This is a genomic window from Sphingobacterium thalpophilum, assembly GCF_038396785.1.
GTDB classification, from domain to species: domain Bacteria; phylum Bacteroidota; class Bacteroidia; order Sphingobacteriales; family Sphingobacteriaceae; genus Sphingobacterium; species Sphingobacterium thalpophilum_A.
In genome coordinates this window covers 5433571-5449127 of record NZ_CP151087.1, presented here as the reverse complement: position 1 = coordinate 5449127, position 15557 = coordinate 5433571, and the positions used below count along the sequence as shown (strand labels likewise).

General features: G+C 41.3%; 13 protein-coding genes. 2 read left to right on the top strand and 11 right to left on the bottom strand.

Annotation, left to right across the window (positions count from 1 at the left end; translation table 11 throughout):
• Positions 1–204: 204 nt before the first annotated feature.
• The 4 genes from AACH28_RS23990 to AACH28_RS23975 form a co-directional block, all read right to left on the bottom strand.
• Positions 205–660, bottom strand: coding sequence for an Hsp20/alpha crystallin family protein (locus tag AACH28_RS23990; protein WP_341831744.1), 456 nt, complete (start codon positions 658–660; stop codon positions 205–207).
• Positions 661–735: 75 nt separating this feature from the next.
• Positions 736–1029: a hypothetical protein gene (locus AACH28_RS23985; RefSeq protein WP_341831743.1), complete on the bottom strand. Its 294-nt coding sequence runs from the start codon at positions 1027–1029 to the stop codon at positions 736–738.
• 238 nt (positions 1030–1267) lie between these two features.
• A complete protein-coding gene (locus AACH28_RS23980) occupies positions 1268–1606 on the bottom strand; it encodes a hypothetical protein (protein ID WP_070567905.1) in 339 nt (112 codons plus the stop codon).
• Between the two features lie 12 nt (positions 1607–1618).
• Positions 1619–2176, bottom strand: coding sequence for an RNA polymerase sigma factor (locus AACH28_RS23975; protein WP_201303555.1), 558 nt, complete (start codon positions 2174–2176; stop codon positions 1619–1621).
• A 265-nt stretch (positions 2177–2441) separates the two neighbouring features.
• Here AACH28_RS23975 and AACH28_RS23970 point away from each other — a divergent pair, with 265 nt between their 5' ends.
• Positions 2442–3638 carry an IS110 family transposase gene (locus AACH28_RS23970; RefSeq protein ID WP_341831097.1) on the top strand — a complete coding sequence of 399 codons (1197 nt, stop codon included), beginning with the start codon at positions 2442–2444 and terminating at the stop codon, positions 3636–3638.
• A gap of 367 nt (positions 3639–4005) precedes the next feature.
• On the opposite strand, the gene AACH28_RS23965 is transcribed toward AACH28_RS23970, so the two are convergent.
• From AACH28_RS23965 to AACH28_RS23950, 4 genes are all read right to left on the bottom strand, one after another.
• Entirely contained in the window at positions 4006–4986 is a 981-nt protein-coding gene (locus AACH28_RS23965; RefSeq protein ID WP_341831742.1) for an FAD:protein FMN transferase, read from the bottom strand.
• 85 nt (positions 4987–5071) lie between these two features.
• A complete protein-coding gene (locus tag AACH28_RS23960) occupies positions 5072–7270 on the bottom strand; it encodes a PepSY domain-containing protein (RefSeq protein ID WP_341831741.1) in 2199 nt (732 codons plus the stop codon).
• A gap of 13 nt (positions 7271–7283) precedes the next feature.
• Positions 7284–7769, bottom strand: coding sequence for a DUF2271 domain-containing protein (locus tag AACH28_RS23955; protein WP_341831740.1), 486 nt, complete (start codon positions 7767–7769; stop codon positions 7284–7286).
• A gap of 118 nt (positions 7770–7887) precedes the next feature.
• Positions 7888–9393 carry an ankyrin repeat domain-containing protein gene (locus AACH28_RS23950; protein WP_341831739.1) on the bottom strand — a complete coding sequence of 502 codons (1506 nt, stop codon included), beginning with the start codon at positions 9391–9393 and terminating at the stop codon, positions 7888–7890.
• Positions 9394–9819: 426 nt separating this feature from the next.
• Between AACH28_RS23950 and AACH28_RS23945 the strand changes: the two genes are divergently transcribed.
• Positions 9820–10764: an alpha/beta fold hydrolase gene (locus tag AACH28_RS23945; protein ID WP_341831738.1), complete on the top strand. Its 945-nt coding sequence runs from the start codon at positions 9820–9822 to the stop codon at positions 10762–10764.
• Here the strand turns inward: AACH28_RS23945 and AACH28_RS23940 are convergent.
• From AACH28_RS23940 to AACH28_RS23930, 3 genes are all read right to left on the bottom strand, one after another.
• Complete coding sequence (locus tag AACH28_RS23940) at positions 10756–11817, bottom strand: acyltransferase (protein WP_341831737.1); 1062 nt, start codon at positions 11815–11817, stop codon at positions 10756–10758. The two genes, AACH28_RS23945 and AACH28_RS23940, sit on opposite strands and share 9 nt — an antisense overlap.
• A gap of 66 nt (positions 11818–11883) precedes the next feature.
• A complete protein-coding gene (locus AACH28_RS23935; protein ID WP_341831736.1) occupies positions 11884–12984 on the bottom strand; it encodes a family 43 glycosylhydrolase in 1101 nt (366 codons plus the stop codon).
• A gap of 41 nt (positions 12985–13025) precedes the next feature.
• On the bottom strand, positions 13026–15500 hold the full coding sequence (locus tag AACH28_RS23930; protein WP_341831735.1) for a glutaminase domain-containing protein: 2475 nt from the start codon (positions 15498–15500) through the stop codon (positions 13026–13028).
• Positions 15501–15557 lie beyond the last annotated feature (57 nt).

Genomic DNA, 15557 nt, shown 5'->3' with positions numbered 1-15557 from the left:
CGGATATAATGACCATAGTGCCAAACAGCTATTCGAAATTCGTTTACTGTTCACTGCTTTTGGGCACCGGTTGGTGGTAAATTAAGAGACAGAAAAAGGACAGCAAAATTCGATGCTGTCCTTTTTCAACATCAGCTCTTACGCTGATTTAAGGCTACGCACATCAGCAGCCTTGATGTGCGCCCAGATCAAAACTGGTTTTTACTAATCAATAACAACCTCTTGTGGCCGTTTTACTTTTTCAAGATCTTTTGGAAGGATAACCGTCAATACCCCATCCTCGAAACTTGCATGCACATTATCTGTAAGTACTTGTTCATTTAATTGGAATTCACGTTCAAATGCCAATCCATCCTGCTCTTTATAGATATAATCTATGGCATTGTCCTGGGTGTTTTCTGTACATGAAATCTTCAGTATCCCGTCATTTATGCTGACTTGGAATTGTTCTTTCTTACGTCCAGCGGCAAAAAGCTGCACTTCATAGAATTCTTGATTTTCGGCAATATTTACAGGAACAGCTTGCTGTACGCCAGCATTGTGCCCGGCTTCACCATCAAAAAACTGTTGTTGGAATTTTTCAAAGCGGTCTTTGAAATGTTGTCCGCAAAATTTATTATGATTTGAATATCCGCTGGTATAATGATTTCTTTTAAACATGTCTTTAATTTTTAATATTGAATAATACGTGTAAACTGATGTGGGATGAATTTCCTCGTCTTGCAATTTTTAACATTAATAAACTGGAACTATTGTTGCTTTCTTAGCACGTTTTTGCCCTTGTAATGGAACAATTGCAACCACAGTGTTATAATGACGGTGAACGTTCGGATATACCGGAGCCCTATCCATTTTGTATGCTTGTCTATCTCTTCTACTCATTCTTGCCGCTTCAAAGCTTCCTATACCAAAGAGAATTGTCCCAAACAACAAGAGCTTAAAGATCGTCCCAATAATCAATGTTGCTAATCCTGCTATTGCCGTAAGCACAATAAGGGGTGGCAATATAAATCGAAGTTTATTTTTCATTTGAATACATTTTTTTAAAAATGATTGCGGATTATATCTATTTTCAGCACATTGCACATAGAATTTTCCTAGATCATTTGTATGTTTTAATTAACTATTTGTTTTATCCAACATCCCTGCTGACAGATCCTCGCGTTCTGTTACTTGTTTACCATCAGGATATCGGCATAAAAAAAGGCGCCTTTATAGAAGAAGACGCCCAACAACAGTTTTTACTTTAAAATTTTTATTCTTTTTTTCAGAACCCGCAACGCCCTCCAAAACGACGCTTCCATTCCTCCCGCAAACGTTCCCTTTCCTCATCGGAAAGATCTTCTCCTTTTTCCATCTGAGGCGGAACATCCCGTCGGAATCGGCCACCTCCCGGTTTACCGAAGCCCCTGCCGAACAAGATTTTCGACAAGACAAAGAGTCCCAGCGCCTGCCAATAGGTAATTGCTTTCAGATTGAAAATATCAACCATTAATGTATTCCACAAATATTGTAGTAATGCTACCAACAAAAAAACACCAACGATGATAGCGACAACCATAAAAGCGAATTTACCCTTCCGCTGTCTTTTCATTCTTCCATTCATAGCTTAATCCTTTTAAAATTTTAATTCTTCATACAAACTTCGCAACCGTATTCTCAGGTGCTTCACTGCATACCCTTTTCGGCTGATAATCGTCTTTAGGTTCTCATTTTCCATGACTGCAATTTCCTGAAGAGTTTTCTCTTCCAGTTCATTGAGCACAAAAACCCGACGTTGTTTTTCCGGCAATTCCTCCAATGCTTTCATCAGCTCATCCCAAAAAATATCCTTAAATAATTTTAGCTCAGGATTATTGGAGTCGTCAGCTAAAAGGAGCTGACGAATAGGAAACGTACTTTCGCTATCCTCGTCACCCGCTATAAGCTCATCAAGCGATTCACTTTTCTTTTTCCGGTAGCTGTCTGTAATCTTATTTCGTGTGACAGCATAGAGCCATGCTCCCGCATTCTCCAATTCGTCCATATTGGTCAAACGGCTAAATTGATACCAGACTTCCTGTAAGATATCTTCTGCATCCTCCGTTTTCTTTACCCTTCCCTTAACAAAACGTAGCAGCTGACTTCCATAAGTCTTAACGATATCCGTAAATGATCTGGAATTTTTTTCTGCCATATGATTTTGGTATGCAATGTCCATAGCAGCATAGACGAACTAGTCAAACTTTTACTTTAAATTATTTTCATGAATCTTTCTTCTTGCTGACTTCAACTTTCTGACCAATAAGCACACGTTCTCTACCGTCTTCTTTCGTATACGCTTTGTTAGGATAAATTTACATTTAATTTTCCGATTACACACAAGCGGATAAAAATTGGCGAGAGCTATCGCAATCAAAGCAAGTCCCGCTGCTTATCTTTATGTTGAAAAAAAAAGTTATATGAAAACAGCAGGACTTGACGTGCATAAAGATAGTATTTTTTGTGCGGTATTTAATGGGAAGCATTATTCGGATGTGGAGGTTTTCGAAACCTTCAGTACGGGCATTCGACAGTTGGGAGCCTACTTGAAGGCTGCGGGTGTTCTCCGAGTAGCGATGGAGAGTACCAGTATTTACTGGATCCCGGTCTGGAATATTCTCTCTGAAATGGGCTTTGATCTGATGCTGGTGAATCCCTTTTTAATCAAACAGCTGCCCGGCCGCAAAAGCGATGTAAAGGATGCACAGTGGATTGCCCAGCTACTTCACAAAGATATGCTTCGCGGGAGTTTTGTGCCCGGTGAGCGAATACAGGAACTCAGGAGCTACACCCGTTCCTATAGCAAGTTGCAACAGCGGATAGTCCGTATGCTTACCAAAATGGACAATATCCTCGTACAGGCCGGAATCCGTTTGGGTAGTCTTGTGACCGATATCGGAGGGAAAAGTATGCTGAGTGTCATTGATGCCCTGATAGCCGGGGAGCGTGATGCCGTACGTTTAAGCAAACTGGTCTATGCCAGTAAGAAGAACAAAGAAAACGGAAAGCTGGCAGCAGCACTAACCGGCTGCATGAAGGAGCACCACCGCTTCAACCTGCAGATGGCAAAAGCTGAATACGACCTGTTGATCAAGCAGTCTGCTGAGTATATAGAAAAGATTGAAGCTATCTGCCTGCGTGATTTTCCACGGCAGAGTGCCTTGCTAAAGACGATTCCCGGCGTTAGCCGTATCAGTTCCGCTGTGATCATCGCCGAGACCGGCGCAGACATGAAAGTTTTTGAAAACAGCGGTAAACTGAGCGGATGGGTCGGATTACGACCAAAGAATGATGAAAGCGCAGGGAAATATAAAAGTACAGCAATCACTAAAGGAAACAGATATCTCAAGCCAATACTGGTACAGGTTGCCTGGGCGGCAAGCCGCTGTAAAGGCTCCTATTTTAAAGACAAATTCAACCGTCTAAGTATAAGAAAATCCTCGAAAAAGGCCCTGATCGCTATCGCACGAAAAATATCCGTTGTTGTATGGAATATCCTAAAAGACTTAACCCCTTATAATCCGGCACTACAGGTGATCTACGAACCAGCCAAACTAGATGCCAGGATACGGTATCACCAAAAAGAAATGGAACGCATAGCGAAACTTAAACCATAACAATTTTTTGCGTAAAGGCCGGGTATCTTTATGGTGGCTAAAAGACCCCGTTTTTAAATTGGCCAATGCAAATGCCTGAAAAGGCTATAAGTACACAAGCATGAGTTAATGCCAGCCTTACGGCTGACCAAACTCGAAGAGGAAAATCGCAAAACCCAATGCGCAAGGGGACTGTATTATAGTTAATTTATAGAGGAAAGATACGAGATAATCAGCTAATAGCTGATGCATTCAACCTACTTTATCGGGAATAAAACAAAACCTTCATGACTTCGCAGACACCAACAGCAATGAAAGCAAACTGAAGTTTTTTTTCTGGCCAATAAGATCAGACACTTTCAGAAAAAAAATGATGCTGTGTGGTCTATTACTTCCACCGCTGCTGAATGACTTTACCTTTATCGGTAATAAAAATATAACGGTATGCTGGGAAACGCTGAATTAATTTTTTTCCTTCTTTCTCACCAAGTACCATGATTGAGGTACTGAGGGCATTTGCAATCTCGGCGGAAGGTCCATAAATCGTCACTGAAGTTAATCCCGTAGCTGGATAACCTGTCACTGGATTTATAATATGTGAATACCGTTTCCCATTGATCTCCGCGTATTTCTCATAGCTGCCTGAAGTTGCTACGGCCATTTCATTCAAATGAAGAACTTTGACCATTTGATGGGGTTTGAACGGATTGTTTACACCCACTTTCCAGGCGTCCCCCCGGGGTGGGTTTCCCCAAGCCGAAAGATCTCCGGAAGCATTAACTATACCTGCTTCAATTCCCTTTGCCTTCATCATGTCCCTGCCACGATCAGCAGCATAGCCCTTCCCGATCGAGCCGAAACCGATCTTCATACCGGGCAATTCCAGAAAAATTGTCGAAGATGCACTGTCGAGACGGATGTGTTGATAGCCCACCTTGGCGACAGACCTTTTAACCAGATCTTCAGTAGGCATCGTGGTCATACTACCATCAAATACCCAAACTTTATCCAAGGCAACAATACTAATATCAAAGGCTCCGCCTGAATTTTGAGCATACTGGATCGCTCGCTTTGTTAATTCAAATACTTCCCTATCCACCTTAACGGGCTTAATTCCTGCATTGCGGTTCACCGCTGCTATTTGGGTTTGCGGACGCCATTCTGAAATCAGGTTTTCTATTCGATCTATTTCGGAGATGACTTCATCGATATGCTGATTTGTAATCGCGCTATCCCGATCTACCAAGCTGATTTCAAAAACAGAGCCCATAAGGGTAACCTGCCGCTTGACCACGACCTGCGCAATCCCCGAAGTAATGGACACAAAGCAGAGCATTAAAAGCAGGACACATTGTTTATTGTTCTTCATGAGATTGATCCAAAAAGGAATTATAAAGTCGATCTATACCAAAAGTAGTCTTCGTGACGGGATTTACCATTGTACCATCAATTTACTAATAACAATCCGTTAAGATTTGTCCACTTTCTTTGTAGTCGGCAATAGTTTTGCCGACATGCGCCAGGAGAAGTTCATTTAAAGTATGTTCAACATCATGCTGCATACGCAATGCACCACAAAGCAATACACAACCTCCTTTTTCAAGCAATTCGACAAAATATAGCGCATCCCGACGGATCAGGTCCATGACATATTGTGGATTTTCCTCGCGCGAAAAAGCCAGTTCAAGCTGCTTCAGATGTCCCAGCTTTATCTGCTCATCAGCAAAATCCACATAGTGCGCAGTCATTTCATTTCGATGGCGAAAACCAGCATACAGACGCAAAGGCGTCCTACTTTCATTTTCTGAAATCATGCCAAGAAAGGGTGCTACCCCTGTACCATTCGCAATTAAAGCGACTGCATTTGCTGCTTTCGGGAAATGAAAACTTGGATTAACCATGACACGTGCCTGGAGGGTTTGATTAGTTTCCAATCGATAGAGGAAGCTAGAACCAAATCCATCAGGAAACAATTTCACCACGAGCTGCGCCATTCCATCTTTGTAGCCGATTGAATAAAAACGTTCACGTTGATCTTGCGCGGGATAGATTGCCAATAAATCGCCCGATTGCATGTTAATTTTACTTGCAGGCTTCAGCACTAAAGTAAAGGTCGTGTTAGTCGCTGAAACAGCAGACTTCGCTACCACCTTAAATTTCGTCAGTCCGACAACTTTAGCACTATAAATAGCTGGTGCAGAAGCGAGTGCAATAGTGGCCTGCGAAGACCAGTCATGTATCCATGAAATAAGTTCATCAACATCCTTATCATTAACGGTATGTAAGTCTGTTAAACGCGAAGCCCAACCTTGTTTTTCTAGTAAACAATCAATTTCGCGCGCATAAGCACAAAAATCGGGATAGGCTTTTGAACCAAAGCCGAGAACCGAAAATTGTACATCTTGTTTTTGTGGATGGCTATTGAGCTTTTGTTCAAATTGAAGTGCATTGGAGGGTGCTGTTCCTAGCCCGTATGTCGAAGTAAACACAAGCAAGTGTTTTGCCTTTGGAAAGCATTGATATTGATTCATTCCGAGCAGCAACGATTTTTGCCCATCCGCCAAGAGCTGTTTATGGATCTGATTGGCGAAAAACAGCGTACTTCCATTTTCCGTTCCGAAAAGAATAACAATCTCCGCTTCTTCAGGTTTATATTTATTCTTGATTTTTGTACGCGTGCGCTTGAATGTAATGACGAACCCTGTATAAATAAAGAACACAATATTCAACGATGCGAGCCCCAGTACAATAGCCCATATAATATTGGTCTTACCCGTATGAAGGTCCAAAGACAACTCTTCGGCCAATGCAGTAAAGGGGTACTTGACTTCTTTATGCAAGCTTCCATTCAACTGGTTGATGGTCAATTCCCGATCGCGAAGCTTCAATACAAAATATTCGTCAGGATCGCCTTCCATAAACGGAAACTCCAAGGTCTTCAAATCAACAAGTTTTGTATTTTGGAATATTGAAAATTTTGACACCTCCAATTCGATATCTTCCTTCATCTTATTGGGATATTCGATGGTTTGATTCGGCTTCTTTAAGATTTCAATACGTACCAGGAATAAATAGGTACCAGTTAGGGCCAATATCAAAATTGGTATCAAAAATAAACGTCCTGAAACAACGTGGAAATACTGGGCAAAAAAGTCCCGATTGATTTTGGCAAAGAAGTGTCGAACGCCCTGTTGACGCTTAACAATCAGAACAATTCCTGAAATAGTAATAAGAAACAACAGAAATGAAACCACACCAATAATCACCCGGCCGGTCACTTTCAGAAAGAGCGAGCGGTGTAAAGCTGTAACCCATTGAATAAATTGGGACTTATTCAATTGGGGACCAAGCAGACGCCCGGTATTCGGATCAATATAACCCTTCACGGTATTGCCATCAGCGTCTATGGCATCAATACTCACAAATTGATTGTGATCTACCGAAATCGCTATGATTTCGGGATAAACCTTGCGCAAGCCTGTTACGGACTGCGCAAGGTTTAAAGTTTCAATATGTTCAACCCGATAAGGTGGAATTTTTTCGTTGACAGCGTCAACGGCCAATATTACGCCAGTTATCGATAATAAAAGTAAAAAGACAGAAGAAACAATAGCTAAGGCTAAATGTGCATACCTCCAAATAGATACCAGCATTTTTACCCCTCTTTTATTGTATTTTATTTAACTTGACAAGTTTGATGTATCCCTTGCCGTTCGCTTTTTCGGTAATAGCTTCTTTTGTTAAAGGGATTTCAACATCGGCAGTATGATATTTTTGTTCCTCTACAGCAGATTCAAAACGGAGTTTATACCCTTTGTTGAACTTCGATTCGTCAATATCCAATGTACGCATGGCACGGTCACCGCCACCAACTGACGCACCCGTCACCGCATTTAGCTTCTCTTTGGTCTTATTTTGAAACTTGTACCATTCCTTGATCGTATTATACCATTGCTTATCAGATCCCAATACGGCGAGTGTTTTTTCGTAAGCTCCACTAGGATTAATCAGTGAAATCACGACGTAGGCTTTCTCACCTTCGTAGGCATTCATTTGGATCATGCACTTATATCTAGCTGCCTGTGCGAAAGAGCTTAGGGCTGCCATTGAAAATAAAAGAGTGGCTATCGTTGTTTTAAATATGTTATTCATCTTCAATTGTATCTAATTTTAAGGTATCCGTAGTCCGTTCAGCGTTACCAATATTTCTATTATTTATCGGGATATTTCATCGATATGATTAGAAATACCACTGAAATACGATGTTGTCTTATTTCAAAAAGTCAAGCTGCACATTGGACTTAGCTAAGAAATCGTTCTCTTTCGCCAGGTCATAAGCTGTTTCATCGAATTCTGTTTTCAATTCCTTTTTTGCACCAAGGGAAACCAATGTTTTTAGCAAGGAATCGTCTTTCGCTATGAGAGCTGCCTTATGTAGTGCCGTCGTTCCCTCTTTATCCTGTGCATTAATATCTGCTCCAAGTTCGCTGGCTTTCTGGATAAGCTTCACATTCTCTTTCGCTACTGCCAAATGATACAATGTGCTACCATTTTTTTGCGGAGCAACAACGTCCAATCCATTCGTCTTAAGGATCGTTAATTTTTCTTTAAACTCATCCCCTTGTGAAGCATTTCCCTGTCCACCGGGTCTGCCGCCCTGAGGCAATTCTCTGTAGGAATTAAACCAGTAAAAGGCCAAGTTATTACCTTCCTTATCCAATAGCTTGATATCGGCTCCATCTTTAATCAACAATGCCACGATTTCGGGGGCCCCATTCGCTACAGCCTTGGTCAATGCAGATTCGCCTTTTTCATTTACTGCATTTACGTTCTTCGCTTTAGCAAGTAGCAGCTCGACCAATTTAGCATCCTTACCACTAGCAGCCACCATAAGCGCTGTATTTCCTTCGTTGTCCGCTTTTGCGACATCTACACCTTTATCCAAAAAATAATTGATCACGGCCATATCTGGTCTGCGAACTAAAGCATGCAGCACTGTCGCTCCTTCTTTATTTACAGCCTTGGGATCCAATTTGAACTTTTCAACCAAATAGGTATAAACCGACAAACCATTCGATGCTTGTCTGGAACCCTGAGTCGCAAAAAATAACGCATTATTGGTTGGTTTTACGCCACGGGCGATGAATTTCTCCATGAGCTCGGTATTTCCAAGTTTAGCCGCATAATCCGTCACTGTACGGCCCGACTCGTCTTTATCTTGAATAGATAATCCTTTTTTAATGAAATAATCCGTCAATGCAAGGTCCTTGTCTGCAGACGCTGCAAGCATCATTAATGTAGCACCACCTTCATATTTTTGCTTGGGATTCACACCCGCTTTAAACAAAGCATCATAAACGGCAGTATTTGTATTTCCTGTCGAAGCTGCATAAGCAATAATTGGGTAACCATGGCTATCTTGGTAATTGACATCCGATCCTTTTGCAATTAAAAACTCGACAAGCTCCGCATTTCCACTTGACGCTGCCCAGTGTAAATAACTACGGCTGTGATGCGTCTTCTTCGTTACACTATTCCCTTCTTGTTCGATCATAAACTTGACAACATCCGTCGGAGCGCCATTTAATATCGCCATTGTGACTGGATCAAAGGATGCCGCATTAGGCTGAGAAGGGCTATTTCCTTTGCTGATTTCTTCTTTAACAATTGTCAAGGTAGGTTTACCTTTCCAAAACTCGCCGTTCATTAACGAATTTGTTTGCGCCTGTGCATAAGTTGCAGCGAATAATAAAGCTGCTAAAAGTGTCTTTTTCATCCTTTTATTTGTCTTTTGAAGTTGATGAAGTAACATGGCCTATTCATTCCCACTCAATTATTCGGCAAATTGAGCTACAGTCATACGATAACTTGGGTCGAAATACATCGTGCTGGTTTCATCAGAATATAAGTGTAAATGCGTATATTTTAAGAACAAGGGAGCTTTCCGAATTCGATTTTGTACAACAATTTCTGCATACAGAGAAGCCCATGTTTAAAATAGAATAACTACTTTATTTAAATTAATTCTAAATTAATGCAAATCTAAAAAATATTCCCAAACCACAAAAATTAATCGTGCTAATTTTCATTGATCAACTGCCCTTAAAGCCTTTCGGTCTCATCCGAACAAAATCGGAAAGAAGATTGTTAAACTTGCAAATGCACTAAAATTATCTTAGTTTACTTAAAATAAAGAGGTATAATGAGCAAGGTAGCATCCAATTTTTATACAATCAGCGCGACGACTGAAAATGAACATAAAATTTTCTATCGTTTGTATGTACCCGACGACAATCAGATAGTAGCAACAATACTCCTGGTACATGGCATGCAGGAACATAGTGGTCGGTATGAAGAATTGGCCAATTATCTGACTACACAGAATTTTGCGGTTTTAACTTACGATCAATTGGGTCATGGAAAGACAGCGCTAGATGCCGATCAATTGGGGTATTTTAAACAGCATGGGGCTAAAGAACAACTCATTGATGACGCCATTACAATGAGTAATTTCTTGAGAAAAACATATCCGCAACCGCCTCAATTTATTTTAGGGCATTCCATGGGATCCTTTGTCACACGCTGCGTTTTACAAAAAATTGGCCAGCAATATAAGGGGGCCATTATCGTGGGGACAGGCCAACGTCAAAAAGGTTCCACAGCTTTTCGCCTTTTACTCACTCTTCTCAATAGTATTGCCCCAAAAAGAAGAAGTAAATTGATCAACCGTATTTTTGACAGGCGTAATAATGCTCGATTTAAGAACGAGCCCAACCAAAATAACAGCAATTGGTTAAGCGTAAGCAAGGCAAACCGTATTTCATTTTTGGAAGATCCTCTTTGTGGGGGATTGTTTACCAACAATGGGTTTCATACCGTATTAGACCTTTCCTTGCAAGCGACAGCTATCGAGGCTACCAAGAATATCCCAAAAAACCTACCAATTGTATTTATCAGCGGACAGGATGATCCAATTGGAGATTTTGGAATAGGCGTTGAAAAAAGTGCGGCACAGTTAAGGGCACAGGGACAGACCGATATAACCATTAAATTATATCCAGGCATGCGGCATGAAATTTTAAATGAAGACTGCAAAATGGAGGTATTCCAGTTCATCAGTACCTGGCTTCATCGCCATTTAGTTTAGTTTCCGGCTGTAATATTTCCGAATAGGCTCATCTAAATATTTAAAGACCAATAAAGCTAAAAAAATCAACGACAGCATTCCAATTATAATAATCACAGCCATTTGCTTATTCGATGGGTGATGGAGTTCCACATAGCTCATAAAAATCCAGATAAATGGATAATGAATGATATAGAGCGGATAGGAAATATCACCTAAGAACTTGCAGACCTTCTTGACCCCTCCAAAAACAGGTAGTCCTCCTATCCCCAGCATGAGCAATAAAGGAAAATAAAAGATAACGACAATAGGATCGATATACCTACCATAAACTTCAGAAAATGGAATGAAAAATACGACAGCAAGCAGACCAAGAATACTGAAAAAAGGTAGCTTGTTCGAAATAGTCCAGTTCGACCTAAAAATAAGTAGTCCCATTGAAAATGAAAACCATAAACGGATTCCCCCAGCCCAAAAATTATCTGCCCCAAAACCTACAGCTAAATAGCCGGAATGAAATGATTCAGCACATAGCGCTGCCGCACCGAGGAGCACTATTCCCCAAAGAACCTTTTTTGGAATCCGTACCAGTATCAAAGCATAGGCTATATTGGCGATATATTCCCAAAATAGCGACCATGTAGGTGGGTTTAAATGAAAAAGATTAAAATATCGCTCTGGTACAGCTGGGTATGGGATCAAGGTTATCCCACTAATGAACATCCCTATCTTCTGTAAGACGGAAAATGAGCTGGCCAAATTACTGAATGGGTCGTAAATAAATGCAAATAAACCAATTAATGTACCGATTATAACCAATGGGTGCAATCTTAGCAAACGCAAAAGAAAGAATCGTTTTAGACCAATTGTAACCAGCTTCTGATCGTAGGCATAGGCAATTACAAAACCCGATAAACAAAAGAAGAAATCAACGGCTAAATAGCTATGTGGAATAAAACTATTGCGATAATCCGGTTGTGCAATTTCCATAAAGTGAAACAGTACGACTGCAATTGCGGCCACCCCACGCATGGCGTCAAGAAGTTCAAAATGTTTCTTCGTTTGATGTATCATATTTTTTATGGACAGCGAAAATCCAGGCCCACAAAGGTAGGCCTCTGCTGCTAGCTATTGAAAATTCTATTTAAAATTAAACGTTGGGGCCCGTTGCGCTGCAACACTGCTGGTTGCCCCTTCAATTTTGGGCCAGTCCTTATCCCAGATAATCTGATCCAAAAATAGCATCCGACGATTTCCCCCCGTCGCAACACGAGGCTGCTTTGGGTCCATGCCATGATAGAGTATCCAATCTTTTCCCTTATCGTCTGTAATAATGCGCGAAGTATGACCTGTCCCCACAAATTGTTCATTTCCCTTTAACAACAACGTTCCACTCCCCCGCTGTATAAGATTACGCCCCTCTTGATCGATATAAGGTCCCTTCAGCTTGCGAGAGCGCCCCACAAGAACATGATAACTGCTTTTTTCTCCTTCACAACAGGAGCCTTTGGATCCGATAAAATAATAATATCCCTTCCGTTTATGGATCACGACAGCTTCAAAATCCCCAGCAGCAACTTTAAATTTTTTATTTAAATCGGGTACCGCGGTCCCATTTTCATCGAGTTCAACACCGTATGTTCCTTGCGTATTCGCATCACTAAAACTACCCCAGAACAGATAATTCTGTCCATTTTCTGTAAAAAAATAAGGGTCTATTGAATTCGGTACATCGATCTCCTTGCTATCAAAAAGTTTACCTTGATCGATAAAGGGGCCTTCCGGTCTATCTGCTAGGGCTACACCGATACCGGGGTTGGGGTCTCCCCATGTTGAATAAGCATAATATAAGATATACTTACCATTTAACCTCACGACATCTGGTGCCCAGATTCCCCCCTCGGCTTTCCAGCTCGGTTTTGAACTGAAGGCCGTGCCAATCCAGGTCCAATGAGCAAGATCAGCCGATTGTAGAATAGACACCAAACGCTGTCCCTTTCCGTCGCCCCAATTGTCGGCTGTCCCGTACGCATAGAACATTTTGCTCTGAGGATCTCTAACGACTGTAGGATCAGCAAGTATAGGCTCGAAAACCGGATTGCTGTAGGTCTTATGCTGAGCCGTAGCATTTGTTATTTGACCCGACTGCTTAACTGAACCTGGAGAGCTTCCGCAGGAGCTCAACAAGTTCAGTACGACAACTCCGCCGATCCAATATCTGAACAACATTGCATTCAACATCTTATTATTTTTTTATATTATTTTCTTCATCACAGGAAAAGCTATTTTGCTTTTCCCAATTTCTCTTCCAACATTTTGATAAAATAGCCCCCAACAACGGATCTTGCTTTAAATCCAGCTCTCTTAGGACGGTCTGTATACGTCCAATCCGACATGGGAACACGGTCTGTTGTTTCGTTCATAAAATGGTAGACTGGCTTTAAAAATGCCTCAAAGGTAGGCTTGTCATTTGCCATGGTCGCCGTCCAAATAATCCAATCGGTTTTGGTATAAGGCTGACGATTGTCCAGGGGAAGTCCATATTTATTTTGTTTACCGAGATAGTATTTAATTTCAGTTTCACGAATAGAAGGGTCAAAAATATCCATCTTAAGCAATTTATCCCAGACCATATTATACTTTTGGCTCCAGGTTCCGGTTTTATCAAAAGTCAACTTATAGTGATCTCCATCTTCAGCCATCTCTTTCCATTTCATAGCCATTGCTTTTGCTTCGGTCAGATACTTTTTCGCCGTAGCCTCTTCACCAAGCATTTGGGCTAGATAACCGTAAGATGCAATACCTAAAATAGCTTTAATTGATAAATTGGCATTATGCGCGAAATGGCCCGCGAAATCATCTGTGCACAACTGATTTTCGGGGTCAAGGCCTTTATCTACTAAATAATCTACCCAGGTAGACAACACTTTCCAATGTTTTTTGGCATAAGCTGCATTTCCTTCGACCTTTGCTAAAGCATAAGTTAATATCAACATATTTCCCGATTCTTCGACAGGCATATCTCCACCGTAAGTTTGGCCATTCGCCAAAGGATAGGTCCCAACATCATGTGCAGCAAAAGGTTTTGTCCACTTATTGCTTTCACTATAATAAAAAATGGCGTTCATTAGTGCTTTTGCCAGTTCTGGATTATAGTAAAGGAAAATCGGAGCCGAAGGATAGGTTACATCAACAGTTCCTATTGACCCATTGCTATCATTTTCTTTGGACAGTAAAAGCAGATCGCCATTAGGTGCTTTTACAAGTTTATGAGCGGCGATTGCCTGCCTATAGGCCAAGGCACACAATGCAGCATAGTCCTCACCTCCGTTGCGCAAAGCTGTACCCCATAATTCGGCATCAAATTTATCAGCAGCCTTTTTGAGAGCCGTATACTCTTTGTCGGCCAGTTCAAATTGCTTCTCAATGGAACTATTTCCATTGGTATTCCAATAAGGTCGTAAATTTTGTCCAAAATATTGGATGGAGTACAGGTCATCATACCCCAACAAGATCTTATCCTGGTAGCTTGATGAGACATCAAAAGTTTGCATCAGTGCCAATTGTTGTCCTCCATTTGAAGAAGAGCTGTTTTCACTTTTCAGAAAATTAGACCGTAATTGATGGCTACTTCCGACCGCGGACTTTGTCTTTGATTTTGCGCCAGCCATATAGAAATACCCCCAATCTATCCGTAGGTCGTCACCTTTCCTTCCTAGAACCTGCTGGCTTTTGCTTCCTGTCTTTACAAACTGGAGATTTCCTGAAACAAAGGAACTGCTTGCAGCATCTTGAAGTGGAGAATTCAGTGCCCAATTTGGTGCTGCCTCCAAATAAAGTTGTACCTGGTGTTTCTTGCCATCCTTCGCATGGACCGTATAGGAAAGATAATTTACGGGTCTAGCCATTAAGTCCAATTTATCCAGAAACATCGGCGCGGTAAATGTAATATTTAAATCGACCGGCCCGCAGTTAAACGAATAATAGGTTTGTGTTGCCTGCACATTGGAAGCGATCTGCTTCGCTTCATTGTCGAATTGAATACTACCATCTTTTTCTGTAAAGAGTCCAAAATCAAAATATCCATTCGCAACCCTATTATAGCAATAACCCGCGAGTATATTTTTTCCTTTCTTCAATGTTTTCACGACATGATCGGGCAGCTTGACCCGACTATTTTTACCTGTCGAATTGCCTGTATTAGCAACCTCAATACCGTTGACGTACAAAATAGCGTCATCGTCATGTGTAAATTCGATATATACGGATTTGCCTGTAAGATCCTCACTCAGGTCAACTTCTCTTCTAATCCAAATTTTAGGTTCCTGCCAATCAGTCTCCACATTGGGTTCTTTATCCTTGGTACCAAATGGCGCTGCCCCCGTCTTCCATTGCCGTGCATCAAATGAAGGTTTCATCCAGTCTGGGGCGGGTTCATTGACAACATAACTTCCGGTCCAAGCCGCATGTTCACCCATCCGCGCCAAAGGCAAGAGTTCAACTTCTTCTTTACCTAAGAAGCGATAGGATTTCCCATCCACTTTAAGGACGCCCAATAAGGGGAAGGATTTTCCGGTCCAATGGCGTACAACATCCGCATTCAATTCGTTGCTATACGACCAGGCACTTGTATTGGGGTCAATTGTTACTAAAGGATAGGCAGGCGCGCGAAGATCATTCTTAAGGATTTGTTTTTGTGCAAACGACGATACCGATTGACATACAATAGCCGTTGCAATTAGTAATTTTAATTTCATTGATTTTGTATAAAACAGGTTTAGGTTGACAGGTATACTTTCAGCGATAAATTTAGG